General features: G+C 62.6%; 25 protein-coding genes. 10 read left to right on the top strand and 15 right to left on the bottom strand.

The genetic code is table 11. The annotated features are described in order from the left end of the window. Positions 1 to 9 precede the first annotated feature (9 nt). The 15 genes from NAV32_RS09130 to NAV32_RS09060 all read right to left on the bottom strand — a co-directional run bounded on the left by NAV32_RS09130 (position 10) and on the right by NAV32_RS09060 (position 17,062). Positions 10 to 453, bottom strand: a complete 444-nt coding sequence (locus NAV32_RS09130) for a lipocalin-like domain-containing protein (RefSeq protein ID WP_256052477.1) — start codon at positions 451 to 453, stop codon at positions 10 to 12. Between the two features lie 20 nt (positions 454 to 473). Then, positions 474 to 1,364, bottom strand: a complete 891-nt coding sequence (locus NAV32_RS09125) for an alpha/beta fold hydrolase (protein ID WP_256052476.1) — start codon at positions 1,362 to 1,364, stop codon at positions 474 to 476. A gap of 42 nt (positions 1,365 to 1,406) precedes the next feature. Continuing rightward, positions 1,407 to 2,378: a VOC family protein gene (locus NAV32_RS09120; RefSeq protein ID WP_256052475.1), complete on the bottom strand. Its 972-nt coding sequence runs from the start codon at positions 2,376 to 2,378 to the stop codon at positions 1,407 to 1,409. 433 nt (positions 2,379 to 2,811) lie between these two features. Then, positions 2,812 to 3,765: a VOC family protein gene (locus NAV32_RS09115; protein WP_256052474.1), complete on the bottom strand. Its 954-nt coding sequence runs from the start codon at positions 3,763 to 3,765 to the stop codon at positions 2,812 to 2,814. Between the two features lie 63 nt (positions 3,766 to 3,828). Beyond that, on the bottom strand, positions 3,829 to 4,365 hold the full coding sequence (locus tag NAV32_RS09110) for a VOC family protein (protein WP_256052473.1): 537 nt from the start codon (positions 4,363 to 4,365) through the stop codon (positions 3,829 to 3,831). Beyond that, positions 4,362 to 4,598, bottom strand: coding sequence for a ferredoxin (locus NAV32_RS09105; protein ID WP_256052472.1), 237 nt, complete (start codon positions 4,596 to 4,598; stop codon positions 4,362 to 4,364). Before NAV32_RS09105 ends, NAV32_RS09110 begins: the two co-directional genes overlap by 4 nt. Before the next feature lie 36 nt (positions 4,599 to 4,634). Beyond that, positions 4,635 to 5,156 carry an aromatic-ring-hydroxylating dioxygenase subunit beta gene (locus NAV32_RS09100; protein ID WP_256052471.1) on the bottom strand — a complete coding sequence of 174 codons (522 nt, stop codon included), beginning with the start codon at positions 5,154 to 5,156 and terminating at the stop codon, positions 4,635 to 4,637. Next, positions 5,153 to 6,529: an aromatic ring-hydroxylating oxygenase subunit alpha gene (locus NAV32_RS09095; protein WP_256052470.1), complete on the bottom strand. Its 1,377-nt coding sequence runs from the start codon at positions 6,527 to 6,529 to the stop codon at positions 5,153 to 5,155. Before NAV32_RS09095 ends, NAV32_RS09100 begins: the two co-directional genes overlap by 4 nt. Before the next feature lie 35 nt (positions 6,530 to 6,564). Next, positions 6,565 to 9,033 carry an efflux RND transporter permease subunit gene (locus NAV32_RS09090; RefSeq protein ID WP_256052469.1) on the bottom strand — a complete coding sequence of 823 codons (2,469 nt, stop codon included), beginning with the start codon at positions 9,031 to 9,033 and terminating at the stop codon, positions 6,565 to 6,567. Next, positions 9,030 to 10,115, bottom strand: a complete 1,086-nt coding sequence (locus NAV32_RS09085; RefSeq protein WP_256052468.1) for a WD40/YVTN/BNR-like repeat-containing protein — start codon at positions 10,113 to 10,115, stop codon at positions 9,030 to 9,032. The genes NAV32_RS09090 and NAV32_RS09085 overlap by 4 nt, the downstream gene beginning before the upstream one ends. A gap of 248 nt (positions 10,116 to 10,363) precedes the next feature. Next, complete coding sequence (locus NAV32_RS09080) at positions 10,364 to 11,716, bottom strand: DUF1329 domain-containing protein (RefSeq protein ID WP_256052467.1); 1,353 nt, start codon at positions 11,714 to 11,716, stop codon at positions 10,364 to 10,366. A 36-nt stretch (positions 11,717 to 11,752) separates the two neighbouring features. Further along, a complete protein-coding gene (locus NAV32_RS09075; RefSeq protein ID WP_256052466.1) occupies positions 11,753 to 13,423 on the bottom strand; it encodes a DUF1302 domain-containing protein in 1,671 nt (556 codons plus the stop codon). Positions 13,424 to 13,505: 82 nt separating this feature from the next. Next, positions 13,506 to 14,981 carry an NAD-dependent succinate-semialdehyde dehydrogenase gene (locus tag NAV32_RS09070; protein WP_256052465.1) on the bottom strand — a complete coding sequence of 492 codons (1,476 nt, stop codon included), beginning with the start codon at positions 14,979 to 14,981 and terminating at the stop codon, positions 13,506 to 13,508. A 10-nt stretch (positions 14,982 to 14,991) separates the two neighbouring features. After that, a complete protein-coding gene (locus NAV32_RS09065) occupies positions 14,992 to 16,011 on the bottom strand; it encodes a dihydrodipicolinate synthase family protein (RefSeq protein WP_256052464.1) in 1,020 nt (339 codons plus the stop codon). Between the two features lie 22 nt (positions 16,012 to 16,033). Further along, positions 16,034 to 17,062 (bottom strand): ornithine cyclodeaminase family protein, encoded by a 1,029-nt coding sequence (locus NAV32_RS09060; protein ID WP_256052463.1) that lies wholly within the window; start codon positions 17,060 to 17,062, stop codon positions 16,034 to 16,036. 366 nt (positions 17,063 to 17,428) lie between these two features. On the opposite strand from NAV32_RS09060, the gene NAV32_RS09055 reads away from it, so the two are divergent. The 10 genes from NAV32_RS09055 to trbF are packed head-to-tail and all read left to right on the top strand — an operon-like array spanning position 17,429 to position 26,653. After that, positions 17,429 to 19,384 (top strand): conjugal transfer protein TraG, encoded by a 1,956-nt coding sequence (locus tag NAV32_RS09055; protein ID WP_256052462.1) that lies wholly within the window; start codon positions 17,429 to 17,431, stop codon positions 19,382 to 19,384. Then, entirely contained in the window at positions 19,381 to 19,830 is a 450-nt protein-coding gene (locus tag NAV32_RS09050; RefSeq protein WP_256052461.1) for a CopG family transcriptional regulator, read from the top strand. Before NAV32_RS09055 ends, NAV32_RS09050 begins: the two co-directional genes overlap by 4 nt. Before the next feature lie 35 nt (positions 19,831 to 19,865). Next, a complete protein-coding gene (gene trbB / locus NAV32_RS09045; protein ID WP_256052510.1) occupies positions 19,866 to 20,816 on the top strand; it encodes a P-type conjugative transfer ATPase TrbB in 951 nt (316 codons plus the stop codon). Next, positions 20,813 to 21,151, top strand: a complete 339-nt coding sequence (locus NAV32_RS09040; RefSeq protein ID WP_256052460.1) for a TrbC/VirB2 family protein — start codon at positions 20,813 to 20,815, stop codon at positions 21,149 to 21,151. The genes trbB and NAV32_RS09040 overlap by 4 nt, the downstream gene beginning before the upstream one ends. Further along, on the top strand, positions 21,148 to 21,420 hold the full coding sequence (locus NAV32_RS09035; protein WP_003298112.1) for a VirB3 family type IV secretion system protein: 273 nt from the start codon (positions 21,148 to 21,150) through the stop codon (positions 21,418 to 21,420). The genes NAV32_RS09040 and NAV32_RS09035 overlap by 4 nt, the downstream gene beginning before the upstream one ends. A gap of 8 nt (positions 21,421 to 21,428) precedes the next feature. Next, on the top strand, positions 21,429 to 23,855 hold the full coding sequence (trbE, locus tag NAV32_RS09030) for a conjugal transfer protein TrbE (RefSeq protein WP_256052459.1): 2,427 nt from the start codon (positions 21,429 to 21,431) through the stop codon (positions 23,853 to 23,855). Then, positions 23,852 to 24,589: a P-type conjugative transfer protein TrbJ gene (gene trbJ, locus NAV32_RS09025; protein WP_152419917.1), complete on the top strand. Its 738-nt coding sequence runs from the start codon at positions 23,852 to 23,854 to the stop codon at positions 24,587 to 24,589. The genes trbE and trbJ overlap by 4 nt, the downstream gene beginning before the upstream one ends. Continuing rightward, positions 24,586 to 24,801 (top strand): hypothetical protein, encoded by a 216-nt coding sequence (locus NAV32_RS09020; RefSeq protein ID WP_003298115.1) that lies wholly within the window; start codon positions 24,586 to 24,588, stop codon positions 24,799 to 24,801. Before trbJ ends, NAV32_RS09020 begins: the two co-directional genes overlap by 4 nt. Continuing rightward, the gene (gene trbL / locus NAV32_RS09015; protein ID WP_256052458.1) at positions 24,798 to 25,949 is read left to right on the top strand and encodes a P-type conjugative transfer protein TrbL; all 1,152 of its coding nucleotides are present in this window, start codon (positions 24,798 to 24,800) and stop codon (positions 25,947 to 25,949) included. Before NAV32_RS09020 ends, trbL begins: the two co-directional genes overlap by 4 nt. Positions 25,950 to 25,960: 11 nt before the next feature. Beyond that, on the top strand, positions 25,961 to 26,653 hold the full coding sequence (gene trbF / locus NAV32_RS09010) for a conjugal transfer protein TrbF (protein WP_256052457.1): 693 nt from the start codon (positions 25,961 to 25,963) through the stop codon (positions 26,651 to 26,653). The last annotated feature ends 7 nt before the right edge of the window (positions 26,654 to 26,660 follow it).

Here is a 26,660-nt window from a genome sequence, read left to right as displayed (position 1 = left end):
ACTCCTTCTTCAGTTCGTGGCGGCACGGCGCCAGACCAGGCGAGCGGTACGGGCTTGGGCCGTGTCCTCTTCCAGGCGGGCACTCAAAGTCAGGGTTCCATCGGCGTTGACCTCGCAGCGCCGCTTCTGCACACCGCCCTTCCAGTTGGGAAACATGCTGATCTCGACCTTGTGGCTGATCACATCACCGTCCACTTCATAGCTGCCGCCATAGGCCAGCATGCTGGTGTAGGCACCGGCCTTTTCAGCGTCGCTGGCGTTCCACTGCCCGCCGGTAACGAAGTTGGCGCGCTCGGCCCGTGCCAGCATGCAAGCCATGCCGCCATCCTCGGTGTACTGGATGAAGCCGTGCAGAGCGTCGCCCATCGGCAGTTCACGCCGACCATCATCAAAGGCTTGCTCCCAGGAAATGATTTCCCAGCGCCCGACCAGATCGTTCTTGCTTATAGACATGTTGAGTTTCCTTGACTGATTCAATCCTGAGCCCTGAGAAAGTCGCTCACGACCCGGTTGTGCTCCGCCGCGCTCTCGTACTGCGCCCAGTGCCCGGTGTCGCTGGCGCAATGAAAGCTGCCGTTCTGTACGGTGGCGGCGATGTGCTGACCGAGCGCAGGTGGTGTACGGTTGTGGTCGCCCCAATAGACCAGGGTCGGCTGGCGGATACCGCGCGCCATGGCATCGGTGATCCGTTGCCGGGCAATGCTGCTGCCTGACAGGTATTCGGTGATGAACAGCCGCTGCACCTCGGCCAGCTCAGGTTGCTGGTACAGCGCCTGGCGCACCATCACAGCCTCATCGGTCAGCCGCTCGGGCTTGGCTAGAATGCGTGCCATGCGGGCATGCACGTTGTCGAAACCGGGGTCGCGCAGCACCTCCAGCGAGCTCGGCAGATTGGCTGCCCAGTCCGGCTCGACGTAACCGGCCACTGCCCCTTCGTCGGGCGTGTAGCCCATAGGCGTGGTCAGCACCAGCGCCCGCACCCTCTCGGGATGGCTCAGCGCCAGCTGCATGGCGACCCAGCCACCCATGGACTGGCCCTCCAAGAAGGCCCGATCCAGCCCCAACTGGTCCATGACATCGACGACCTGATCGACCAGTGCCGGAATCACACGTGGGTCGTAACCCTCGGTCTGTGACTTGCCATGCCAGAGAAAATCCAGCGCCACCACATGGAAGTCCTTCGCCAGCGCGGCAATATTGCGTGCGTAATTTTCCGCATGGCCGCCGGTACCATGCAGCAGCAGCAGCGCCGGCCCTGAACCCGCCTCGATGATGCGCGTGCGATACTTACCCTGAATCTGGCGCACCTGCGCATCAATCAGCTCAATCCAGTAAGGTTTTTCAGCAGCATTATTCTCGGACACTTCGCCATTCCTTAGTTATCAGCCAGGCCGTTCAACAACCCGTCAGAGCTTCTGCGCCTTGCTGGCGGAAATCGGCCCCTTGAGGGTGCCGTCTGATTTATCCAGACCGAAGGTCCATTCCGAGAAGATGTGCGAGGTGGCGGCGAAGTCTTGACACTGCCACTCATCGGTAACCATGTCCTCATCGGCGGCGTACTCCCAGGCACCGCCGAAGGGCGACAGGAAGTACCAAAAACAGGCCGAGGAAATGATGTGGCGACCAGGACCGGCGAAGGTTTGCCAACCTAGCCCGTCGAGGTGCTGACCACCACCGATCACTTCATGGATATCGCGTACCTTGAAGGCCAGATGGTTGAAGCGGGTGCCCGGCACCTTCGCATTCATGAAGAACACATGGTGATGGTTGCCCATGGGCGAGCAGCGCATGAAGATGCCGCGATCGGCGTAACGGTCGGAGATGATGAAGCCTAGGCGCTGCGTATAGAACTGCGCGGCAAAACCGGCATCATCGACGCCGATGGCGATATGGCTGATTTCCCGTGGCGCGGCGGCGGTATAGCGCGGTGCTCTTCGATTGAGGCGATCAGGATTGCCCGGTGCGTTGTAGCACGTCAGGTCATAGGCTTGGCACTGGCGCCGGGTAACCCGGAAAGCCAGGCGAATACCCAGGTCATCGATACTGTGCAGGACGCCTTCGGCATCGAATTCAGCGCTGCGATCCTTGCGCAGCTCGGCAGCCAGCTCATCCAGCACGGCGCTATCCTCAACCCCCCAGATCACTTCACACAGGCCGCTGCCTCCACCGATGGGCGTCGTCTCGGAGCATGTCTCGTCAGACTGGACAATTTGCACCTCGGAACCATCGACGGCACGGAACAGCTGTACGGCGGGATCACTGGAAGCCACTACCGCCAACCCCCAGTCACGGGCGAAACGGCAAGCATCATCCAGGTTCTCTACCGCAAACCTGACGCCATCGACGCCTGTGAAGCGAAAGCGATTATCCGTTCCCATAGTTCTTCACCTTTATCGTCTGTCTGGAAACCTAGGCACTTACCGCACCAGGTAGCGGCACTGCCGCCCCTCACTGGAGCCTGACGCTCAGGCCTCTGTTGCAACCGATTCTATGAACTCGCTTGCCGCGCACCTACCGATGCAGAGGTAATACAGCTATCCGTAATACGTATGACTGGGCACATGTAATCCCGACTGAATTGCACAGCTATCGCGATCGAAACGGACGCATCAACTGGCTTTCCGGCTGCGAGCGGATGGACGGAACCCGGTATCGAGCTGGCAAAAGATGGGAAGTGAACGGAAGGCTCGGTCAGTGACCGCCAGGCCGCTTTGCACAACCTGGGAAAAAAGCCGGAAGCGCGGAACGCGCTTCCGGGTCGCTCAATGTGTCCAACGAGGGTTGCAGCGACAAGGCATTCGTATGGACTGCTCAGGCGGCGGGTTTGCTACCAGATTTCGGACCATCGAAGGGTGCCCAGTTCTTGCTGAGCATTTCCATCAGATAGGCTTGGGCGTTGTCGGCATGCAGCGGCATCTCGCGCGGCACCCAGTTGTCGTCGTGCTTGTCCATATCGGCGTCGTACTCGAAACGGCAGCCCAGCGGGCTGTCGAAGTACCAGAACCAGTTGGAGCCGAAGGTATGCCGGCCCGGGCCCCAGAAACTCGCATAGCCTTTGTTACGGAAACGATTGCCAGCCATCATCACTTCACTCGGCCCACCCAGGTGGAAGGCGATGTGTTCGATACCCTTGAGCTGCGGCGGCGCCTGAATAAGGAACTGGGTGTGATGCTCGTCCGAGCCCTTGCAGCGCATGAACGGCCCACCACCGAGGCGGTCGTTGACGCGAAATTGCAGACGCCCGACGTAAAAGGCCTCGGCCTTGGCCGCATCCGGCACGAACAGGGCGAAATGGCCCATATTGCGCGGCTGGATCGGCGCGTCGAGATCGACGCCGACGCAGTTGACTGGTCGCTGCAGTGGCGCACCGGGGGCGTTGACCTTCTCGGCCGGCATGTCGATGTCGCGGCGGCGGGTCAACTGAAATACCAGCGGGATGTCCGAGTCATCCAGCGCCTCGCAGCTGCCATCGTCGAACAAGCGTACTTCGCGGTCCTTGCCTAGCTCGGCAGCAATAGCCTTGAGGCTCTGCTCGTCGGCCACACCGTAGACAATCTTGCGCAGCTTGTTGGTCGGGCTGAGCGCCGGTGACGTGCTCGGGTCATTGGCGTCGCAGATGATCACGCCGGTGCCGTCGAGGGTCTCGAACAGCTGGCCGTGACGGTTTGTGCCGGCATCACGCAGGCCGTAGTCGAGCATGTAGCGGCTGGTAGCCTGCAGGTCTTCGGTCGCAAATACCAGCGCGTCCGGTCCGATAATGTTCATAAGTGTCACTCCCTCGAATAGTAAGGTCGTGGCCTGCCCGGCATGCGCCGTGCAGACCTGAAATCAGGAGGTAATGCTGACGTTTTGGCCGCTGCGCAAAGCCTGCATGCGCTCGTTCAGCTCACCATCGACGTAGTACAGCTCGGTGTAGAAGCCGATCTGTGCACGGGTATCCCAGTAGCTCCAGCGGCAGTTGCCGAAGGGGCCTTCGAAGAAGCCAGCCATGGCCTTTTCGATGCCCATCGTGCGGTAATGCACTTCGGCCTGGGCATACTCGTCAGCATCGCTCTGGCGGAAGCCGATGTGATGCGGGCCATAACCGCGCTCGTCGACCCAATCCTTGTAGAGGCTGCGCCCGCCATCGTGGCGTGCCAGCTCGATCAGGGTGTCGCCGGCGAAGCCGTAGGCACAGCTGAACTGGAAGTCACCGGGCTGGCCACGGTATTCCTTCTGGGTCTGCTCCTTTGCCAGGTCGTAGGCGACGTTCCATACTTGAACGCCGTTGGTCTTCTTCCACATCTCGATGGCAGCCTCGATATCAGGCACCACAAAGCAGATTTGGTCGAACTTGCGGCCAATCAGCTGGCTGGCAATGCTCATGCCTGTTCCTCCTCGGACGCAGTGGCCACCACCCGGCAGGAAATCGCTCCCGCCGGGCAATCGCGCACCAGTTGTTGCATTTCATCGAGCCGTGCCACGTCGACAAAACGCTTTTTCAGCACGGCCAGGGTGCCGCTGCTATCCATCTCGAAAACATCGTCCGAACCCAGGCATAGGCCGTAGCCCTGGCACTTCTGGGCATCCAGCACGACTTCAACTCTCTCGTCAGACATGATTTCGTCCTCTTCTTGTTCTTGCAGGGCCAGCGGTTACAGGAACACGCCCAGATTGGGGGTATGCAGCACGGTTTCGGTGATCAGCGCGCGGCGCTTGAGCAGCTTCACACCGCCATCGGTGATCTTCAGCAGGTCGTGGCGGCGCACCGGGATCACGTCGCCGAGATCATCACTGCCGCGCTGGCGGTAGAGGATCATCGCGCTGATCACCTCGATCACATCCGGCCGCTCGGTAGCCTCGACCAGAATGCTGCCGACCACGCGCAGGGTGCGTGATGGTGGAATCTCGGCCCAGGCGTGATCGCTTTCCAGGCGCAGAATGCGGTTTTCGATATGCGCCCAGGCGTCGTTGATGCGGTACGCCCCCTCGGGGAACTCGTCGGCATAGTCGCGCATGGCGATACGCACCGGCACTTCGTACTGGATCTGCTTGTCGAGCGTGGCGAACCAGTCGCGGAAACGGCGCTCATCAAGCAACAGCGCTTCACGGGCGAGGAATTCGGTGGCGATTTCGCGCATTTCGGCGCGTGTGTGGAGACTGGCTGGCTGGCTCATTGGTTGCACCCTCCTGTGGAAGCCGGCTTTTTGTTTTTCATCTCGCGCAACCAACGACGCCAGAACTGCTCCTGGCAGTATTCCCCGTAGATCGAGGGGTGGTATTCACCCGGCCCCTTCCAGTCCGGGTCTGCCCCGCCGCGCTTCTGCTGGTAGTGCAACTGGGTGCCATGGGCACGGTTCCACGGGCTGCTGGCCGCCTTGGCGATGCCCTCCCAGACAGCGGTGTCGTCCTGTTCGAATATGCCGCCCGAACCGAAGCCGAACTGGCCGGCCAGGTAGGCCTTGTCGTGGAACTCCTGCGGCAGGAAGGCATATTCCAGCTCGTAGTTCCACAGCTCCATCACGCCCGGCGCAATCGGCTGCCACATGCGGATGCTGGTGAAGGGAATAGGCATCTCACCGGGCACTGCCGGCTGCGGGAACCGCAGGAAACTGAAGTTGGGGAACAGCGTGCCAATGGTCGGTGGCACGGTCTTGAGCATTTCGATCTGGGTTTCATCCAGGTTCGACAAATCGAACTGATCGCGATACTCCTTCGGATAACCCCAGAACTCGAACATAGGGGCGATCAGTTCCGGCAGAGCGTGACCGATAAAGCTGTTGCCGTTGCCGAAGTCGTAGCCGCTGGCCATGCTACTGACTTGGTTGACCCCTGGGATGAACTCGGAAAGCGCCGCCGACAGGTGGGCGGTACTGACATGGTAGGCGTCGCCACTGAAGTTCTCGGCCCCGCTTTTCCAGTCGGCCTTGACCACGAAACGCTCAGGCTCCTTGAGCACCTTCATGCCATCGGGATGCAGCCCAAAGATGGCGTCCATCATCCATACCGCACCGCCGAGGTGTTCGCGCAGCGTCGGCACGTCCTGAGACAGCGAGGCAAAGATGAAACCGTGCAACTGCTCAACCTTGGCCGCGCGCAGCAGGCCCCATTCCTTCTTGTCCAGCGCGCCGCCGTAGGCGTCCTGGCTGTGCGGCGCACCGGCCCAGTCGCCGTTGTTGCGGTAGACCCAGCCGTGGTAGGGGCATTTGAAGGTACGGGTATTGCCCTTATCGTGCTGGCAGATTTCGGTGCCGCGGTGGCGACAATGGTTGAGCATTACATTGATTTCGCCGCTGTCGTCGCGAGTAACGATGACCTTGTCCAGACCCAACCTACGCAGTACGTAATCGCCCTTGTTAGGGATCTCGGAAACGTGGGCGACAAACACCCAAGTGCGCGTAAAGATGCGCTCCATTTCGGCCTTGAACACCTTGTCGTCGCGGAAGACTTCTACGGGCAGCAGGCCTTCATCCATACCCTTTTCGACACGGTCGCAAAGGTCATCGAGAAACTGGTCGGCATTGCCGGGGTAAATCAGGTCGTAGTTCATTTTCAAACATTCCTTCTATTTATTTTTATCAACAGTCATTGAGCGGCCTGGAGGTTCTGCATTTCCTTGGTCGCTTGTAGCGGGGCGGGGACACTGCCGCCCTTCTCCACGGTTTGCTCGGCGGCTTGCTGCGCGACCTTGCAGGGCTTGAGCAGGAAGTGCGCCAGAGCGGGAACCAGAATCATCGCGCCGAGCATGTTCCAGAGGAACATGAACGCCAGCAGCACACCCATGTCGGCCTGGAACTTGATCGGGCTGAAGATCCAGGTGGCCACACCCAGGGACAGGGTCACGCCGGTCAGCATCACCACCTTGCCGGTGAAGGTCAGCGAGCGGTAATAGGCTTTGGAGAGCGACTCACCTGACTTCAGATGCACCAGCATCACCGACATGATGTACAGCGCGTAGTCCACGCCGATACCCACGCCGAGCGCGATCACCGGCAGCGTGGCCACCTTGACGCCCATGCCCAGTGCGACCATCAGCGCCTCGGCCAGGATCGAGGTCAGCATCAGCGGCAGGATCGCCACGATCACCGCGCGCCAAGAGCGGAAGGTGACCAACGCCAGCAGCGCAACCATGGTGTAGACCAGAATATTCATCTTCATCCAGGCATCGCTGACCACGATATTGGTCGCGGCCTCGATCCCGGCGCTGCCGGCCGCCAGCAGGAACTGCACGTCGTCAGTGTTGTTTTCGGCAGCAAAGGCCTCGACATGCTCGACCACGCGGGTCAGTGTCGCGGCCTTGTGGTCGGCCAGGTAGACATAGAGGGTCAGCAGCGAACAGCTGTCGTCATACAGGCCGCGCGGCGCACCGGCGGTTATCGCGTTGAGCATCGACTGGTTGGGCACGAAGTCGTACCACTTGGGGTTGCCCTCGTTCATCGCGGCAGTCATGCGGCGGTTGAGCAGCGCCAGGGTGTTGGTGCTCTCCACGCCGGGCAGCTGGCGCAGCTCCCACTCCAGGGCATCAACCTTCTTCAGCGTCGAGTACGCCGAGCAGTAACCGGCAGGCGTCTTCACCATGATCGCCATGACATCACTGGCGGCACCGTAGTGAGCGTTCAGATAAGCCATGTCGAGGTTGTAGCGGCTGTCCTGACGCAGCTCCGGCGCGCCCGGATCAAGGTCGCCTACCTGCAGATGGGTGGAAACCGCGATGCCCGCCAGCGCCAGCACACTGGCACCGGCAATGGCCCCGATCGCCCACTTGCGCTGGGTGAAGCGGTCCAGGCAGCGCCACAGCAGGTGCTTGGCCTCACCGGCCTGCTCACCCTTCTCGGCGCGCAGGCTGCGCTGTGCCGCTTTCTGGCCCACGCCGATATAGCTGAGGATCACCGGTAGCAGGATCAGGTTGGTGAAGATCAGCACCGCCACACCGATGGAGGCCGCCAACGACAGTTCGCGGATGGCTTGGATGTCGAATACCAGCAGCACGCCGAAGCCCACCGCATCGATCACCAACGCTGCCAGACCGGCGCCGAACAGACGGCGGAAGGTCAGGCGTGCAGCAAGTTGCCTGCTCGATCCGCGACCAACGTCCTGCAGGATGCCGTTCATCTTCTGCGAGCCGTGGCTCATGCCGATAGCGAAGACCAGAAACGGCACCAGGATCGAATACGGGTCCAGCGCATAGCCCAAGGTCGGCAGCATACCCAGCTGCCAGACCACTGCCACCAGCGATGAGCTCACCACCGCTGCCGTGGAGCGCCAGCAGCGCGTGTACCAGAAAAGCACCACAGCACTAAGGCCCACTGTGATAGCAAAGAACACCAGCACTGCACGCACGCCCTCGATCAGATCGCCTACCAGCTTGGCGAAGCCGGTGATGTGCATGTCATAGCCACGCGCTTCGTATTTGCCTCGCAGTTGCTCCAGCGCCTCGGCCAGCACCGCGTAATCCAGCGGTTTTCCGTCGGCATCGGTGGACAGTAGCGGCACGAAGACCATGCTGGAGGATAGATCGGTCGCTACGCTGCGGCCGATCTCGCCGGAGCGCATGACGTTGGCGGACAGCTGCTGCAGGCTGGCCGACGAGCCGTCAAAACCATCCGGAATCACCGGACCGCCTTCCAGGCCGTCCTCGGTCACGCCGGCCCAGCGCGTGGTCGGCGTCCACAGGGACTTCATCTGCATGCGGTTGACGCCCGGCAGCAGGAAGATCTCATCACTCAGCTCACGCAGCGCCTCCATGTACTGCGCGTCATAGATACTGCCTGTCGGGCTGGCGAGCACGATCCGTACCGCATTGCCCAGGCCGACCAGGTCATTCTGGTGCTTGGCGTAGTTCTGGATGTAGGGATGGTTCTGCGGAATCATCTTCTCGAAGCTGGCCGACAGCTCCAGACGCGACAGCTGGCTGGCGAAGAACACCGTCAGCGCGGCGCACAGCAGCGCAACCACCAGACGGTTGTTGAAAATGCTGCGCTCGACCACCGAACCGGAACGTGGATCGAAATCAGCCGGCGCTCTCTGCGATTTTTCGGGATTTTCCAGCTTCATTTCAGGCTTACCTCCGCATGCTCGGAGAGACGCAACGTAGAAACGCCACGCGTACTCAGCAACACGACCTTCTGATCATTGATGGGCAGTACCGCATTGAGAGCAGGCTGTGGTTTGCTGTTGGTCTGCGCCAACCCACCGCGCGCCCAGATCATGACCCGTCCCGCCTGATCGGCCAGATACAACGTGCCGTCCGCAGCCAGTGAAGAGGCGGTAAAGGAGGCCTGCACGTGGTTCTCAACCTGCGTCCAGCTCTGCCCGCCGTTACGACTGTGCAACAGGCTGCCCTTAAGGCCGGCGACGATCATTTCGTCCCGGGACAGCAGTTCCGTGGTGAAGAAGCTGCCGGCATAGGGTGTTTCGATAGCCGAGAAATGTTCGCCACGGTCTTCGGAACGCAGCAGCAGACCCCGTTCCCCAGCGATGACGATGACCGGCCCACGCTGGCTCACCGAGTAAAGATGCAGGCCTTCGGGGTTGTCCAAGCGGTCCATCCAAGAGGTCCAGGTCTTGCCAAAATCACTGGAAACCAGCGCCAGGCCATAGGCGCCGACTGCGAGAATACGGCCATCTTCATGCAGCGCAACGTCAAGGAAAGGCTTGTCCGGGCCTTCCTCCAGCATCAGCTGCGCATATTCGAGAAGCTCGGGATTTTTGCCGGCCTTAGCGTTGAGCATCACCAGCTCGGCGGCGCGTCGGCCATTGAGGCTCAGCGACCAGCTTTCACCACCATCGGCGCTGATCAGCACCACACCGCCATGGCCTACCGCGACTCCATGCGAGCCGGCGAAACGCACAGCGGTGAGGCTTACGCTGACCGGCACCGGGACCTGGCGCCAGCTTTCGCCGGCATCGTCGGAGAGCACCACCAGGCCACGCTCGCCGACTGCTACCAGACGCCGGTTCTCACTGATGGCCACGCCGAGCAGCACGGAATTTTCCGCGTGCTCGACAGCCAGTGCGGGGCGCCGCAGCGCTTCTACTACCGTGCCAGCAAGGGCTTGTGGTGCAGCCTCGGCTGCAAGGCCTGCCAGGGCCGCACTCAATACACCAAAGCGCAGTGACTTCAGGTTCCAGTTCATGGACGTGCCTCTGGATTTTTTATTCTTGGTTTCAGCCGTTCCCGGAGGGTTTTCCGACTGGTCTGGACCTGAGTGTATGAACTGCCAACAGCACCAGCTACGCGCCATGGCCTATTTCAGATATCTATAAAATGAAGGACTCGAGCGCTGCTGAACCGCAACATCAGCATCCACAAAGATACCCGGCGGAAACGACAAAGGGGCCTTTCGGCCCCTTCGCGGTATTGCGGTGGATCAGTGCTGCAGCATCAGCGAATGCTGCGGCCTGCCAGCCCAGCTGGCGTGAACTGGTTGTCGTCTGGCTTTTCCTTGACGTCATATTGCAGCGGCTTGGTATTAGGCAACTGCGCTACAAAGCCGGTGCCTGATAGAAGATCGTAGTAGCCAAAGCTGGTAATCACTGTGGCCGGCAGTTCCGGTACCACACTGGTCATCGACCACATGCTGCGCCACAGCTCACCATTGCCGTCCCAGCGATCAGCCAGCACGCAGATCCAGGTATCCTCGTCGCAGTAGTAGCGGCTGCGGGCTGCCTGGTGGCGCTGGCCATCACGCACGCTGGCCTCGACCACCCATACGCGATGTTTCTCCCAGCGCACGTGATCGGGGTTGAGATGCCCCTTGCCCAGCACGTCTTCATCCTTTGGCGTCTGCGTCAGGCCGTTGGTGTTGTAAGGAATGTACATTTCCTTCTTGCCAAGCGTCTTCCAGTCGAAGCGGTCCATGCGCCCGGTCCAGGTGTACATCTCATCGAAGGTCATCACCCCGGCGGCGGCAGGCGTCGGCGTATCACAGCAGCCGTTCGGCAGCTTGCGCACGCGACGCTGACCCTTAAGGTAGACCCAGGTCTGCAGCTTGTCGGAGTCCAGATACTCATGGGCCAGCAACGCCTCACCTGCGCGCAGTGGCGGGCCGACATTACGGATCACCAGCTGCCAGAAGGGTTTGCCCTGCTGGTAGAAGTCCTCAATGGTGCTGTCTTGATAGTAGTAGGGCAGCTGCTCGTGGAGCACAGCATCGGTCACCAGTACGGCACGACCGTCAGCCAGGAACTGGTACCAGTTGTTGTGATGCTCGAAAGCCGTACCGCGCCAGCGCAACACGTGGTTCCACATCACCTCTTCGCCACTCTGCGGGATCGCATAAGGAATGCCGCCGTAGACGTTCTGCGGCACGCCCTTCTCCAGAGTGCCGCGGGTGGCGTTCGCAAAGGTGTTGTCGTAGACCCACTGCGGCGCTGCGGCGGTACGGTGGGTTTCGAAAACATCGACACGGAAGCTGTCCGGGTACTTCTTCAACATCGCCTGGGTGCCTTCGGTCAGCTGCTCCGCGTACTGCGCCATGTTCTGCGCGGTGATGGAGAACAGCGGCTTTTCACCCTTGAACGGATCGGCAATACGGATGCCCGAGTCAATGCTGCCGGCCATGCCGCCATTCCAGGCCGGGATGGAGCCATCGGCATTACCGGCCTTTTCGGCACCGAAGGGGGTCAGTTCGCTCTTGAGTTTTTGTGCCTGCTCGGGACTCACCGCCGCCTGCACGCTGGCCACCGTGCTGGCCAAAAGCGCCAGGCTCGCGCCGAGGACAAGTAGTTTTTTCATGAAAGTCTCCTCCATTTTCTTGTTGTCGTAGAGCTGTCAGAAGCTGTGCCGCACGGTGAAGGAAACAAAGTCGCGATCCTTGCGTGCCTGGCGGTAGCTGTATTCGTTGTTGGCATCAAGAAACTCGCCGCCCGGGCCGAAGAAGTTGACGTAGGCCAGGTTGAATTCCCATTCGCTCATGTAGGTCCCGCTCAGGCCGATGGAGAAATCACCACCGCCTTCTGCTGGTACCGCCGAGGAGCCGAGGATGTTGCGCGAACCATTGGGGCTGAAGCCAACGCCCATCGGTATGCCTACATCCCAGCCGGCAAACAGCTGGCGGTAGGTGGGCTCGAACACGGCGCGCATCGACCAGGAATCACGGGTGACGTTGCCGTCGATGGCGTCGCAGCTCTGCTTGCATTTGAGCAGGCGTGTCCAGGCCACTTCCGTGACCATGTTTGCTTCGTTCCAAAGCGGTGTACGCGGCATGCTCCAGATGCTAGAGACGTTGACGTGCGCGGTATCGCCTACGGCGTAAGCCGGGTTGTCCTTGTTATCCGGGCGCGGGATCACGCCTGCTGGCGCAAGGCCCGAGGCGTCGGCGGCATGGGTACTGGCCAGGGACTGATCCTTGCGGATCGAGGCTTCCATTGCCAGGTTCACCGTGCCGAAGCTGCGGCTGACGCTGAATCCATAGAGCGTGGTGTCTTCGTGATAAGCGAGGTAGTAGTTGGTCGGTGCCGGTGGCGCGAAAGGCCCGAAGGGCTGACCCAGGCGCATCACCTGCTGGAAGTCCTTGTCATGGAAACGCAGCGCATAGAAGCCCAGATCGTATTCGCCGAGCAGCCAGCGCACCTGCAGACCGAATTGGCCGGAGTCGCGGGCGTCCATGTCGGAATCGCGCTCGGCGGCTACCTGCCCAGGCACCAGCCACAGACGCTCCGCACCCTCGCCGACCACGTCGGAGAAGGAGAAGAAGCTGCCCGCCGCCGGAATGCGGTTGTAACGATGGCGGAACTGGTAATAACCACCGATCGAAAGGTCCTGGTTGATCTGCAGCTCTGCGGAGATCTGCGGTACCGGCAATACGAATTCCTTGGCCTCGGAAGTTGGGTCATCGAGCAGACGGGTGATGTCGAACGGGCTCTGCGCACCGGCGATGGCGTTATTGGCGAAGAACAGGCTTTCACCCCAAACCAGCGAGTGCTGCCCCAGGCGCACACCCAGCGGCATGCCGGCGACCTCCACGCTGCCGAACAGGAAGGCGTCGCGGATCTCGGCATCGCGACCGTGCTGGTTGCGGGTTTCCTTGGTGAATTCGTCGTAGTCGCGGGTGTTGTGGTTGACCGTGCCGCCGGGGTTGTCATTGTCACGGTTATAAACAGTGTCATACCAACCGAGGGCGCTGACCCGGCCACCGAAACCGTTGTTGGCGACTACGTCCAGCTCCGAATACAGCTCCAGGCGGTTGGAGATCAGGCCGGTGCTGAAATTCTGGTTGCCGTCGTCCAGGTTCGGATTGGCGGTCAGATCGCTGTCGCGGCCACTGACCCTGGCGGCGGCCGAGTAGCGAATCGCATTGCTCCAGTTGACGTTTACACCGTCGACCACCTGCCAGTTGAAGTCCGCATGGCTTACCGTAGGTAGCATCGAAGTTGACAGGAAGGCGGCACCGAGCGCGACATGGTAGCGGCTGTTCTTGTTGTTGTTTTTCAAGCAAAACATGGCTTTCCCTCTGCTCATTTGTCGTTGTTTTTAGTGAAAGCAATCAGATGCAGTCGGGATTGGCTGCACCGTTTCCCGTCTATCAATCCTTTGGCTGCAGGCCGTCCCAACACAGGTATTTGATTTCCAGATACTCATCGATGCCGTACTGGGAACCCTCGCGACCCAGGCCGCTCTGCTTGACCCCGCCGAATGGCGCGACCTCGCTGGAGATCAAGCCGGTATTGACGCCGACCATGCCGGTCTCCAGCGCTTCGGCGGTACGCCAGACACGCTGCGCATCGCGGCTGAACAGGTAGGCGGCCAGGCCGAAGTCGGTGTCGTTGGCCATGGCGATGGCCTCGGCGTCATCATGAAAACGCAGCAGCGGCATCACCGGACCGAAGGTTTCCTCGCGGGCGATGGTCATGCCGAGATGAGCGTCTGCAACCACCGTCGGCTCGAAGAAGGCGCCACCCAGTTCGTGGCGACGACCACCGACCAGCACGCGCGCGCCCTGGGAAACCGCGTCGCTCAGGTGCTCCTGGATCTTGGCCACTGCCGCCTCATCGATCATCGGACCGATCTGGGTCGCCGCATCCAGACCGTTGCCCACCCGCAGCTCGGCGGTGCGCGCCACCAGCCGCTCGGCCAGTTCGTCATAGATGCTGTCGTGTACCAGCACGCGGTTGGCAGCGATGCAGGACTGCCCGGAGTTGCGGAACTTGGCCACCAGAATGCCCTCAACGGCAGCATCCAGATCGGCATCCTCGAAGACGATCAGCGGCGCGTTGCCACCCAGCTCCATGGAGCACTTCTTGATGGTGCTGGCCGACTGTTCAAGCAGGATGCGACCGACTTCAGTAGAGCCGGTAAAGGTGATCTTGCGCACCAGCTTGTGGCTGGTCAGTACGCCGCCGGTGGCTCGGGTAGAGTTGCCGGTGATCACCGAAAAGAGTCCAGGCGGAACCCCGGCACGCAGTGCCAGTTCACCCAGCGCCAACGCGGTCATCGGCGTCTGGCTGGCCGGTTTGACCACCATCGAACAGCCGGCTGCCAGTGCCGGGCCAGCTTTGCGAGTGATCATCGCCGCAGGGAAATTCCACGGAGTGATCGCCGCGCAGACGCCAATCGGCTGCTTGAGGGCAAGGATGCGTTGGCCCGGTTTAGTCGCCGGAATCACGTCGCCGCGTACCCGCTTGGCTTCCTCTGCGAACCACTGCAGAAAGGATGCGGCGTAATCGATTTCGCCACGGGCTTCGCTCAGCGGCTTGCCTTCTTCCAAGGTAATCAGCGTGGCCAGGTCTTCCTTGTTCTCCATGACCAACTGGTACCAGCGGTTGATCACCTCGTAGCGGTGCTTGGCTGTGGTCTGGCTCCAGGCGCGAAACGCCCGGTCAGCAGCCTCAATGGCCGCCTCGGTTTCCGTTTCCTTGCAGATCGGCAACTCGACCAGCACTGCGCCGGTTGCCGGGTTATTAAGGCTGTATGTGCCATGCGGCGTTTCGGTGACCCACTTGCCATCGATGAGGGCACCGGTGCGCCACAGGCCACGATCTTTCAGCAGCTCGACTGACATCATTCAATCCTCAGCAGGGGAAACGGCCAATCAGGAACTGGCGGTCGTCGTCGGAGGTGCACTCAAGCTTCGATGCCACCAGGCCCTGGCGCAGGGTTTTCATCATGCGGTCCGGGATGCGTGAGGTCGGCGCACGCAGTGGGCCGCCGTTGAAACCGGCCAGCCAGTCCATGTACTTCCAGTGGGTGCGGTTGATGAAGTTGGACCCGGCCATGTAGGCACCCGTGGCGGCACCCACGGCGGCACGCGCCGGTTGCGCCTGCCAGTACAGCTCCATGGCTTCTTCCCACCTGCCTTCGCGGGCCAAGTTGAAGGTTTTCGGGAAGTGGTCACCCATCCACTGGGTGTAACTGGTGCCCGAGAACTGCAGATTCATGAACTTCATCAGCGGGATGATGTCGCTCTCGATCGGGCAGCTGATGATCACGTCGTCCTTGAAGCGGTGATAGGACTCCACCAGCCCGCCGATATGCGGGAAGCCCTGCTCGGCCTTGAGCGACACGATGTTGGGGCACTCGTCGATCAGGCGACGGATCAACTCTGGCGACATGCCCTGCGGATGTACGCGTTCGAAGCCCCACAGCGGAATAGCGAAGAGCATCACGGCAAGGTCCGTGGCATCACAGAAGGCCTTGGTGTAGTCGTAGATTTCCTTCTCACTGGTCGGCCAGAAGTTCGACGGATAGGACAGCAGGACGATATCGGCGCCGGCCTTTTCGGCCAGTTTTACGGCTTCGATATTCTCGGCCAGGGTGCCGAAGCCAGCATGGAAGAACAGGCTCAGGTCATTGCCGGTGGTGTCTTTGGCCCAGGCGGTGAACTGCGCGTTCTCTTCCGGGGTGATGTTCACTTCGGTGCACAGCAGGGTCGACTTGAAACCCAGGTCAGCGACTTTCTGGATGTCGTGACGGATGCCCTGCTCGTTCAAGCGCTTGAGGTCAGCGCTGTAGCTGGGGATGGTCACGCCGGAGCAGCCCACCAGGCATTCCCAGGCCCAAGCACGGGCATCTTTGCGATTGTAATTCGCCATTTTCTTTCTCCTTGTATTGTTTTCAGCGGTCGATGGTGACGATGCCGGCAGGAAGCAGTTCGTACTTGTTGCTAGCCAGCGCTTCGCGCAGAAGCATTTCGGCGATCACCACGTCCTGCAGAGCCGTACCGACCGATTTGTAGATAACGATGTCCGTCGGGGAGCGGCGCGCGGGTGCCTGACCGGAAATCACATCTCCCAGACTGACGGTCTTGCCCGCCAAATCGACTCCCTCGCGCACGGCTTCCAGCGCATCACCGGTTTCATGCAGCACTTCTTCAGGCATGTCGGCGATGATGACGTCGGCGCGCTCCATGGCCGCGACGTCGACTTCACGCTGTTCGGGCAAGGTGGAGCCGACCGAGAGGACGACCACACCGGGCTGCAACCACTCACCCAACAGCACAGGTGATTCGTCTCGGCTACGCGCAGCGCAAACGATGACATCCACATCCTTGAGCGCCGTTTGCGGGCTCTCAGCCGCCTCGATGACCAGCGCATGGGAAGCCTTGAAGCTATCGGCAAAACGGTGGCGGCTCGCCGGGGTTGGGCTGTACACCCGGGCCAGCGACACTTCGCGCACCGCCAGAAGTGCAGTCAGAATGCCATTGGCCAATGCGCCCGATCCGATGATGCCAACCCGCAGCGCCCCGCTCGGCGCGGCGGCATTGGCTGCTACCACGGCGGTCGCGGCGGTGCGGATATCGGTGATGCGGTTGCCATCGACCAACGCCGCCAGTTGCATGGTGCGCTGATCAAACAGTGAGATGAGGTAGCTGGCACGCTTGATCTTGGGTGAAGCGGAAATCAGCTTGCAGCCCATGTACTCCCCGGATGGAGATACTGCACACAGGCTGCGCAGCCAGAAACCATCACCACGCGCCATGATCCGCGCCGGAACCATGGCCGGTTTGATCGGTTTTGCATACGCCTCGGCGAGCGTCGTGACAGCTTTCGCCCAGTCGGCCAGATCCGCGACATCCGAGTCGCGGATAAAGGGGGTGGTGATTTCAGTGTCGTTATTGATTTCGATAGAAACTGCCGCGTCCATAGAACTTCTCCAGTAGCGTTGGGCTGGAGTGTATGAACGGCATTACGGCTGAGCTACGCGAGGCGGGCTAATACAGCTATCTAAAAAATGGAGGGCCAGGCGCCTACTGACTTGTCGGAACGCGATGCCGCCCATCCCCTCCTTGCAGCTTATTGACAAGGGTGCCTAAGGGCCTATTGTGCTGCCTAAGCACACGTATTGCCCTACCCCGCAGCGAGCTGGAGCTGGCCCAGACACCTCAAGCTCCACCTATGCCTGCAGAAGCCATAATCCCCGCCAAATCGGTCTTTGATGTCTTTTCGCTGATTACCGACCCTCTCGCTCGCGGCACATTGGCGTGCCGCGCTGACGAGGGTTGGTGCTGCGGTGAAACAGGCGACGAATGTGCTGTACGGACAGGTGACGGTGGTCGTCGGCATCGTTTGCGGTGCTGTCTGGTGTGCTACCCAGTGGGCGGCCCATGCGCTCGACTACCCGCCTTTCCTGGGTGCCCACTGGTTCGAGCTGTCCCGCACGCCGGTCTATTTGCCCTGGCAGGTGTTCGAGTGGTGGCTGCTTTATGGTGCCTACGCACCTCGGGTCTTCGATACAGCAGGTCTGATCGCGGCATCGGGCAGTGGGCTGGCCGTGCTGTTCGCGATTGGCATGGCGCTCTGGCGCGCCCGCCAGTCGGGAACCGTCACCACCTATGGGTCGGCGTGCTGGGCCGACGCACGAGCGGTACGCAAGGCCGGCCTTTGTGCGGCTGACGGCGTTTTCCTCGGTCGATTCGGGAACCGTTATCTGCGTCATGCAGGTCCCGAACATGTGCTGGCGTTTGCTCCGACGCGTTCGGGCAAGGGCGTCGGCCTGGTGGTCCCCACCCTCCTCTCCTGGCCGGCCTCGGCGGTCATCCATGACATCAAGGGTGAGAACTGGAACCTGACGGCCGGCTGGCGATCGCGGTTCTCGCACTGTCTGCTGTTCAACCCGACCGATCCGGCGTCGGCTGCCTACAATCCGCTGCTGGAGGTACGTCGCGGCGTCCACGAAGTGCGCGACGTGCAGAACATCGCCGATATCCTGGTCGACCCCGAGGGCGCGCTGGAACGACGCAATCACTGGGAGAAGACCAGCCACGCCCTGCTGGTCGGTGCCATCCTGCATGTGCTCTATGCCGGTCGTGACAAGACGCTCGGCGGCGTGGCCACCTTCCTCTCCGACCCAACCTGCACCTTCGAGTTGACCCTGCACCGGATGATGGCCACGGCCCATCTCGGTGACGAACCCCACCCCGTCGTGGCGTCAGCCGCGAGGGAGGTGCTCAACAAGAGCGAGAACGAACGGTCCGGCGTGCTCTCCACCGCCATGTCGTTTCTGGGCCTGTATCGCGATCCAACCGTCGCTCAGGTGACGTCGCGCTGCGACTGGCGCATTGCCGACTTGATCTCGGCGCCCCATCCGGTATCGCTGTACCTGGTCGTCCCGCCATCGGACATCAGCCGTACCAAGCCCCTGATCCGCCTGATCCTGAACCAGATCGGGCGGCGCCTGACCGAATCGCTGGACGGTGCGGACGGGATCGAACGCAAGCACAGGCTGCTGCTGATGCTCGACGAGTTTCCGGCGCTGGGTCGACTGGACTTCTTCGAGTCGGCATTGGCCTTCATGGCCGGCTACGGCTTGCGCGCATTTCTCATTTCGCAGTCGCTCAACCAGATCGACAAGGCCTACGGCCAGAACCATTCGATTCTGGACAACTGCCACGTGCGCATCACCTTCGCCACCAACGACGAACGAACCGCCAAGCGAATCTCGGAGACCCTGGGCACCGCCACCGAACTGCGGGCCCAGCGCAACTACGCCGGCCACCGTCTGGCGCCCTGGCTGGGGCATCTGATGGTGTCTCGCCAGGAAACGGCCCGTGCGCTGCTGACCCCCGGTGAAGTCATGCAGCTGCCGGTTGATCAGTCGGTTGTGATGCTGTCCGGCCACCCGCCCATCCGTGCGCTCAAGCTGCGTTACTACGAAGACGCCAACTTCACGCAGCGGCTGCTGCCAGCACCATCGCTGCGGCCTGGCTGCTACCTCGACGCGCCGCCGCCCCGGCTCGATGACTGGGCCGGCCTCGCCGCAACCGCTGACGTGTCCGAGCCCGAATCGCTCGCGGTCACCCAGGACGGCGGGCCGGCCCGCGAGTGGTCAACCGGACCGTTGGCAGCCAGCGACTTCGACCTGCTGGATGACGATGAAACCACGCCTTCCTCCGCCCGGCCTGACATGCAACGGATCGATGCCGCGCGCATGGCCTCGCTTGACCCTGACGACGGAATCATCCTATGAGCCGAGCACGCCTGAACCTGTTCATCGACCCCGAGCACGCCAAGCGGCTGAACGAGCTGGCCATCAAGAAAGGCGTCTCCAAGTCCTCCCTCGTGGCGGCCGCAGTGGCGGCCTGGCTGTCACCTGCCTCCGGCGACCAGCGAGACACCGCGATGGCCAAGCGCCTGGACCGGTTGTCACGGCAGTTCGAACGGCTGGAGCGGGACCAGAACATCCTCATCGAGACCGTAGCGCTGTACGTGCGCCACTACCTGACGGTCAGCTCGCCTATCCCGGAGGCGCACCAGGAAGCGGCCAGGGCCCAGGGCCGTCTGCGTTTTTCACAGTTCATCGAACAGGTGGGGCGGCGCCTGCAGAAAGGCCGCCGCCTGTTCGATGAGGTACAGGCCGATACGGTCCTCGACCCGTCGCGGCCTGAAGCCTTCGCCGAACGCGAGGACTCGTAATGACCGCGCCAATCCTTTCAGATCGGCGCGTGCTGATGTTGCGCACCGCTATGGGCCCGTTGATCGCCGATGCCCTGGACGACCCGGACGTGCTCGAGATCATGCTCAACCCCGACGGTCGGTTGTGGGTCGACAGGCTATCGAGCGGACGCTCGCCCCTTGGCGCCCTGGCCGCTACCGACGGTGAACGCATCATCCGCCTGGTGGCCGCCCACGTGAACAGCGAGGTGCATCGGGCACGCCCCCTGCTGAGCGCCGAACTGCCGCAGTCCGGCGAACGCTTCGAGGGGGTGCTGCCACCGGCATCACCGGCCCCGGCCTTCGCCCTGCGCAAGCGGGCCAGGCACGTCATTGCACTGGAGCAGTACGCGAACGACGGCATCCTCACACCGGCACAGGTCGACCTGCTGCGCGATGCCGTGCGCAAGCGGCTGAACATCCTTGTCGCGGGAGGCACCAGCAGTGGCAAGACCACCCTGGCCAATGCCCTGCTGGCCGCTGTCGCCGAAACGGGTGACCGAGTGCTCGTGCTGGAAGACACCGTCGAGTTGCAATGCGCGGCGCAGGATCAGGTCAGCCTGCGCACACAGGACGGAGTTGTGAGCATGGCGGACCTGGTGCGCAGCACCCTGCGCCTGCGCCCCGACCGCATCGTCGTGGGTGAAGTCCGTGGAGCAGAGGCGCTGGACCTGATCAAGGCCTGGGGGACCGGGCATCCGGGCGGCATCGCCACGCTTCATGCCGGATCCTGCCAGGGCGCACTGCTGCGACTGGAGCAACTTATCCTGGAGGTCGCACTTGCCGCGCCACGGTCGCTGATTGCCGAAACGGTGAACCTCATCGTGTTTCTGGCCGGTCGTGGCCGTGCACGGCGCGTACAGCAAATCGCGCAGGTCATCGGCTACGACGACCAGGGCTACCGGCTGCAGCCGGTCGGCTGCCCTGCCAACCCCACCCTCATCGATATCCATGGAGCCACGCCATGAACCGACACCTGTCCAGCGCCTGGTGCCGAATCTCACCACGGCAAGGCGTGATGCTCGCCCTGTTGCTGATGATTGCCATGCCCGCCCTTGCTGCCGGATCAGGCATGCCCTGGGAGGGCCCGCTGCAGTCAATTCTCGACTCGGTGCAGGGTCCGGTCGCCAAGATCGTCGCGGTGATCATCATCATTACCACGGGCCTTGCGCTCGCCTTCGGCGACACCGGAGGGGGTTTCCGCAAGCTGATCCAGATCGTCTTCGGGCTCTCGATCGCGTTCGCCGCCTCCTCCTTCTTTCTCAGTTTCTTCAGCTTTGCAGGGGGCGCGGTGATCGCATGAATGCATCGGATCAGCCCCTGCAGGGCTTCGAGCTGCCGCTTCATCGCTCGCTCAGCGAGCCCATCCTGCTGGGCGGTGCGCCGCGCAGCGTGGCCATCGTCAACGGGACCATTGCTGCCGTAGTCGGTCTGGGTCTGCAGCTATGGCTGCCAGGCCTGGCGCTCTGGCTGGTCGGTCACGCACTCGCCGTCTGGGGGGCGCGCCTCGACCCGCAGTTCATGCAGGTCTTTGCCCGCCATATCAAATACCCCTCCCTCCTGGACGTCTAGGACCCACGATGCTCAATCTTCGTGAATACCGCGACCGCCCGGCTCGCCTCGCCGACTGGCTTCCCTGGGCCGCGCTCGTTGCGCCTGGCGTCGTGCTCAACAAGGATGGCGCGTTCCAAAGGACGCTTCGCTATCGCGGGCCGGACCTCGACAGCGCCACCGAAGCCGAGTTGGTGGCCACCACGACGCGTCTGAACAACGCGCTGCGCCGTCTCGGCTCCGGCTGGATGCTCCACGTCGAGGCCGATCGCCAGGTCGCTGCGCATTACCCCACCAGCCGGTTTCCCGATCCGCTGTCCTGGCTGGTCGACGAAGAGCGGCGCGCCACGTTCGGATCGCCCGACAGTCATTTCGAGAGTTGCTATCGCCTGACCCTCACCTACCTGCCCCGCGAGGAGGTTCACGCGCGGGCCGCCAGCCTGTTGTATGCCGACAAACCTCGAACCGGTGTGGACTGGCGTCAGCAGATCACGGCTTTTGTGACCGAAACCGACCGCTTCCAGGACCTTCTGCAGGGCACCATCCCCGAGGCCGGCTGGCTCGATGACAGCGAGACCCTCACCTATCTGCACGGCACCGTTTCGACTGATCGTCACGCCGTGGCGGTACCGGAGGTGCCCGTTCACCTGGACGCCCTGCTGGCCGACTGCGCATTGACGACGGGACTCGCGCCGATGTTGGGCGATCAGCACTTGCGGGTTCTGTCGGTTCGCGGTTTTGCGACTTCTACCTGGCCGGGCGTGCTCGATGAGCTGAACCACCTGAATATCGGTTATCGCTGGTCGACCCGTTTCATCTGCATGGACAAGGAGGAAGCCCTCACCGAGCTGACACGCCTGCGTCGCCAGTGGTTCGCCAAGCGCAAGGGTGTGCTGGCCCTGCTGCGCGAGACCCTCTTTCAGCAGGAAAGTCCGCTGGTCGACAGCGACGCTGCCAACAAAGCCGCCGATGCCGACGCGGCCCTGCAGGAACTGGGTGCCGACGAGGCCGCCTACGGCTACATGACCGCGACGGTCACGGTGTTCGACGAGGATCCGCAGCGAGCGGACCAGAAGCTGCGGCTGATCGAGCAAGCCATCCAGGGGCGCGGACTGGTCACCATCGCCGAGCAACTGAACGCGGTGGAGGCCTGGCTGTCGTCCATTCCCGGCAACGCCTATGCGAATGTGCGCCAGCCCATCATCTCCACCCTCAACCTCGCTCATCTGATGCCGGTCTCAGCGGTCTGGGCCGGTCCCGTCCGCAACGCCCACCTCGACGGCCCGCCCCTGATGGTCACTCGCACCGAGGGCTCAACCCCCTTTCGGCTGGTCACCCACGTCGGCGATGTCGGCCACACGCTGGTGGCAGGCCCGACGGGGATGGGCAAGTCCGTCCTGCTGGCCACCCTGGCCATGCAGTTTCGACGCTATGCCGGCGCCCGCCTGCTGATCTTCGACATGGGTCGTTCCCTGCGTGCCGCTACCCTCGGGCTTGGCGGCGACCACTACGACCTGGGACGGGACGGCAATATCGCCTTCCAACCCCTGGCGCACCTCGAACATGAAGGACAGCGCACCTGGGCCAGCGAATGGATCCAGGCCAGACTGCAGCAGGAAGGCGTCGACCTGGGGCCGGACCAGAAGACGGCCATCTGGACGGCGCTGCACAGCCTCGCCGGTGCGCCAATTGGTCAACGCACCCTGACCGGCTTCGCCGTCCTGCTGCAGGATGCTCACCTGCGCGAGGCGTTGCAGCCCTACGTGCTGGGCGGCGCCCACGGCCGGCTGCTGGACGCCGAAGAGGAGCGCCTGGGCACGGCGGATGTGCAGTGCTTCGAGCTGGAGGAGCTGATGCACAGCAAGGCTGCCGTGGCCGCCGTGCTCAGTTACCTGTTTCATCGGTTCGAGGCGCGCTTCGATGGCGCGCCCACATTGCTCATGCTCGATGAGGCCTGGCTGTTTCTCGACGAGCCGCTGTTCGCAGCGCGCATCCGCCAGTGGCTCAAGACGCTGCGCAAGAAAAACGTCTCGGTCATCTTCTCGACCCAGTCGCTGGCCGACATCCAGGCCTCCAGCATCGCCAGCGCGGTCATCGAAAGCTGCCCCAGCCGCATCCTGCTGCCCAATCCCCAGGCGCACGAGCCGCAAGTACGTGACCTCTATCGCGCCTTCGGACTCAACGCCCGACAGATCGACATCGTTGCGCGAGCGACCCCCAAGCGCGACTACTACTTCCAGTCCCGCCAGGGCAATCGCCTGTTCGAACTGGAACTGGGGCCCGTTGCGCTGGCGTTTGCCGCTGCTGCCGGTCCCGCCGATCAACACCAGATCGACCGGTTGCTGGCGGAACACACCAGCCTCGACTTCGCCAACGCCTGGCTGCGCCACCGTGGACTCGACTGGGCCGCCGAGCTGCTTGCCAGTCACTGCCCTCAACAGGTGGAGCCGACATGAGCCGGCGCATGCGTGCGCCACACACCTGTACCCTGCTGCTCGCCGGGCTGGCGCTGCTCGGACGCGCCGACGCGATGACCGTGATCGACCCGACCAACCTGCTCCAGAACACCCTGACCGCCCTGCGCACCCTGGAGATGACCAACAACCAGCTCAGCCAGCTGCAGAACGAAACGCAGATGCTGCTGAACCAAGCGCGTCACCTGGCCTCGCTCGATTTCAATGCGATCAACCGGCTGAGGCTGTCGCTCGCCCGAAGCGAGCAGTTGCTCGTCCAGGCCCAGGGGTTGGCCTATGAGCTCAGCCAGCTCGACCAGGCGTTTGCACAGCTGTATCCAGAGCAGTACGGGCAGTCGGCAACCGGCGCGGATCTGGCCCAGCAGCGCATCGAGCGCTGGCGGCAGGAGCGCCAAGGCCTGCACACCGCGCTTCGCATGCAGGCACAGGTGGCCGACAACCTGAGCATGGACCAGGCCGTGCTGACTGATCTGGTCGCCCAGAGCCAGTCGGCAGTGGGTGCGCTGCAGGCCAGTCAGGCAACCAACCAGCTCCTGGCGCTGCAGGCCAAGCAGGCAATCCAGGCTCAGCAGATGGCGCTCACGCAGAATCGGGCCGTGGCAATCGATCATGCCCGGCAGGTCGCCGACGAACATGAAGCGCGCGAGCAGCGCCGCCGTTTCATGGGTTCAGGCACCCTGTATACGCCTCACCCCGTCCGGCTGTTTGGGCCATGAGGCGCACGATCCGCTGGGTGCTCGTGGTGACAGGCGCGCTGATGCTCGGCGGCTGTGAAGCGGATCAGCCGCAGGCTCCGACGTCGCCCGAACCGGCTCAGCCGGACGCCGTTGCGCAGCGCTTTTTTGCGGGCCCCGCGCTGCCAGGCGAATTCCTCACGCTGCAAAGCCTGCCTGCGATCCCGGCGAGCTTCGAGGAGGCGCCGCGATGAACGATGTGGGTGTGATCGACCGATTCCTGGCGGTTTTCTCACGCTACATCGACTCCGGTTTCGGCCTGCTGGGGCCCGAGATCGCCTTCCTGTCGGCCACGTTGGTGGTGATCGACATGACCCTGGCGGGCCTGCTCTGGGCCACAGCGGGCGACGACGTCATCGGCAAGCTGCTCAGAAAGACGCTCTACGTAGGGGCGTTCGCCTTCATCATTGGCCACTTCAACTGGCTGGCCGAAATCATTTTCAACTCTTTCACCGGCCTGGGGCTGCTGGCCTCGGGGTCGTCGCTGCCGCCTGAGCAATTTCTGCAGCCCGGTCGACTCGCCGCCATCGGCGTCGAGGCAGGACGCCCCCTGCTCGACCATATTGCCAGCCTGACCGGCATCACCAAGACGGTGAGCAACCTGGACAGCATCGTCGTGCTGTTCCTGGCCTGGCTGGTGATCCTCATCAGCTTCTTCATCCTCTCGATCCAGCTGTTCGTCACACTCATCGAATTCAAGCTGACGACCCTCGCCGGTTTCGTTCTCGTGCCCTTCGCGCTCTGGAACAAAACGGCCTTTCTGGCCGAGAAGGTCCTCGGCAACGTCGTCTCCTCCGGCATCAAGATCCTGGTGCTCGCCGTGATCGTGGGAATCGGCAGCGGGTTGTTTGACGAGTTTCTCGCAGCGCCCGAGAACCCCTCCATCGACCATGCCCTGGCCACGATGCTGGCGGCACTGGCGCTGCTCGGGCTGGGCATCTTCGGTCCGGGCATAGCCGCCGGCCTGGTGTCGGGTGCGCCGCAACTGGGCGCCGGTGCAGCAGCCGGTACGGCACTGGGGGCTGCGGGCGTGGCGGCGGGTGCCGTGGCCATTACCACCGGTCTCGGCGGTGCCGCCATATCCGGGGCACGCATGGCACCGCGCATCGCGCGTGCTGCACAGGGCGGCCTTTCAGGCCTGGCGCGCACTGGCTCATCCGCTGCTGCCGCTACAGATCTGCCGCTCGGACCGTCGGCTTCACCACAACCGGCGTGGGCCAAGCAACTGCAGCGCCGACAGCGGGTCGCCCAGGCGGCATCCACCCTCGCCCATACGCTACGTGGCGGCGATGGCAGCGGCTCCGCCACAGGACCGCGACTTCAGGACTCATCCGATACGTAAAGGAGAGGCACATGCGCTTCAAGCGAGCCCGCGTTCGCTATTCGGACACACCCCAGCCCGTCACCCCCTACCAGGCGGCCGCCCAGGTCTGGGATGAGCGGCTGGGCGCCAGTCGAGTCCAGGCCAGAAACTGGCGCCTGATGGCTTTTGGTTGCCTGGGCCTGGCGCTGCTGATGGCAGCGGGTCTGGTCTGGCGCTCGTCACAGTCGCTGGTCACGCCCTATGTGGTTGAGGTCGACAGCACGGGACAGGTTCGTACGGTGGGCGAAGCCGCCAGCGCGTACCAACCCGCAGACGCCCAGATCGCCCACCACCTGGCGCGCTTCATAGGCCAGGTGCGGGCCTTGCCCATCGATCCGGTCGTGGTTCGGCAAAACTGGCTACAGGCCTATCAGTACACCACTGACCGGGGTGCCGCCACGCTTAACGAATACGCCCGCAGCAACGATCCCTTTGCCCGGGTCGGCAAGGAATCGGTGACCGTCGAGGTCACCAGCGTGGTGCGGGCCAGCGAGGATTCATTCCAAATGCGCTGGGATGAGCGTCGCTATGTCAACGGCGCGGCTGCCGGCCTTGAACGGTGGACCGCCGTTCTCTCGGTCGTGCTGCAGCCCCCACGCACCGAAGAGAAGCTGCGCAGCAACCCGCTGGGCATCTACGTCAACGGCCTGTCGTGGAGCCGTGAACTGGACACCTCACAATGAGCCAAGC

This window comes from Stutzerimonas stutzeri (genome assembly GCF_024448695.1).
Classification (GTDB): Bacteria; Pseudomonadota; Gammaproteobacteria; order Pseudomonadales; family Pseudomonadaceae; genus Stutzerimonas; species Stutzerimonas stutzeri_T.
This window is presented reverse-complemented; position numbering and strand designations above follow the sequence as displayed.

Coding starts and splice junctions, on each gene's coding strand:
- trbF (WP_256052457.1), top strand. CDS start 25,961: ATGCGCTTCAAGCGAGCCCGCGTTCGCTATTCGGACACACCCCAGCCC.
- NAV32_RS09060 (WP_256052463.1), bottom strand. CDS start 17,062: ATGGACGCGGCAGTTTCTATCGAAATCAATAACGACACTGAAATCACC.
- NAV32_RS09040 (WP_256052460.1), top strand. CDS start 20,813: ATGAACCGACACCTGTCCAGCGCCTGGTGCCGAATCTCACCACGGCAA.
- NAV32_RS09100 (WP_256052471.1), bottom strand. CDS start 5,156: ATGAGCCAGCCAGCCAGTCTCCACACACGCGCCGAAATGCGCGAAATC.
- NAV32_RS09090 (WP_256052469.1), bottom strand. CDS start 9,033: ATGAAGCTGGAAAATCCCGAAAAATCGCAGAGAGCGCCGGCTGATTTC.
- trbL (WP_256052458.1), top strand. CDS start 24,798: ATGAACGATGTGGGTGTGATCGACCGATTCCTGGCGGTTTTCTCACGC.
- NAV32_RS09120 (WP_256052475.1), bottom strand. CDS start 2,378: ATGGGAACGGATAATCGCTTTCGCTTCACAGGCGTCGATGGCGTCAGG.
- trbB (WP_256052510.1), top strand. CDS start 19,866: ATGTTGCGCACCGCTATGGGCCCGTTGATCGCCGATGCCCTGGACGAC.
- NAV32_RS09075 (WP_256052466.1), bottom strand. CDS start 13,423: ATGTTTTGCTTGAAAAACAACAACAAGAACAGCCGCTACCATGTCGCG.
- NAV32_RS09130 (WP_256052477.1), bottom strand. CDS start 453: ATGTCTATAAGCAAGAACGATCTGGTCGGGCGCTGGGAAATCATTTCC.
- NAV32_RS09065 (WP_256052464.1), bottom strand. CDS start 16,011: ATGGCGAATTACAATCGCAAAGATGCCCGTGCTTGGGCCTGGGAATGC.
- NAV32_RS09085 (WP_256052468.1), bottom strand. CDS start 10,115: ATGAACTGGAACCTGAAGTCACTGCGCTTTGGTGTATTGAGTGCGGCC.
- NAV32_RS09095 (WP_256052470.1), bottom strand. CDS start 6,529: ATGAACTACGACCTGATTTACCCCGGCAATGCCGACCAGTTTCTCGAT.
- trbE (WP_256052459.1), top strand. CDS start 21,429: ATGCTCAATCTTCGTGAATACCGCGACCGCCCGGCTCGCCTCGCCGAC.
- trbJ (WP_152419917.1), top strand. CDS start 23,852: ATGAGCCGGCGCATGCGTGCGCCACACACCTGTACCCTGCTGCTCGCC.
- NAV32_RS09115 (WP_256052474.1), bottom strand. CDS start 3,765: ATGAACATTATCGGACCGGACGCGCTGGTATTTGCGACCGAAGACCTG.
- NAV32_RS09110 (WP_256052473.1), bottom strand. CDS start 4,365: ATGAGCATTGCCAGCCAGCTGATTGGCCGCAAGTTCGACCAAATCTGC.
- NAV32_RS09020 (WP_003298115.1), top strand. CDS start 24,586: ATGAGGCGCACGATCCGCTGGGTGCTCGTGGTGACAGGCGCGCTGATG.
- NAV32_RS09050 (WP_256052461.1), top strand. CDS start 19,381: ATGAGCCGAGCACGCCTGAACCTGTTCATCGACCCCGAGCACGCCAAG.
- NAV32_RS09035 (WP_003298112.1), top strand. CDS start 21,148: ATGAATGCATCGGATCAGCCCCTGCAGGGCTTCGAGCTGCCGCTTCAT.
- NAV32_RS09080 (WP_256052467.1), bottom strand. CDS start 11,716: ATGAAAAAACTACTTGTCCTCGGCGCGAGCCTGGCGCTTTTGGCCAGC.
- NAV32_RS09070 (WP_256052465.1), bottom strand. CDS start 14,981: ATGTCAGTCGAGCTGCTGAAAGATCGTGGCCTGTGGCGCACCGGTGCC.
- NAV32_RS09105 (WP_256052472.1), bottom strand. CDS start 4,598: ATGTCTGACGAGAGAGTTGAAGTCGTGCTGGATGCCCAGAAGTGCCAG.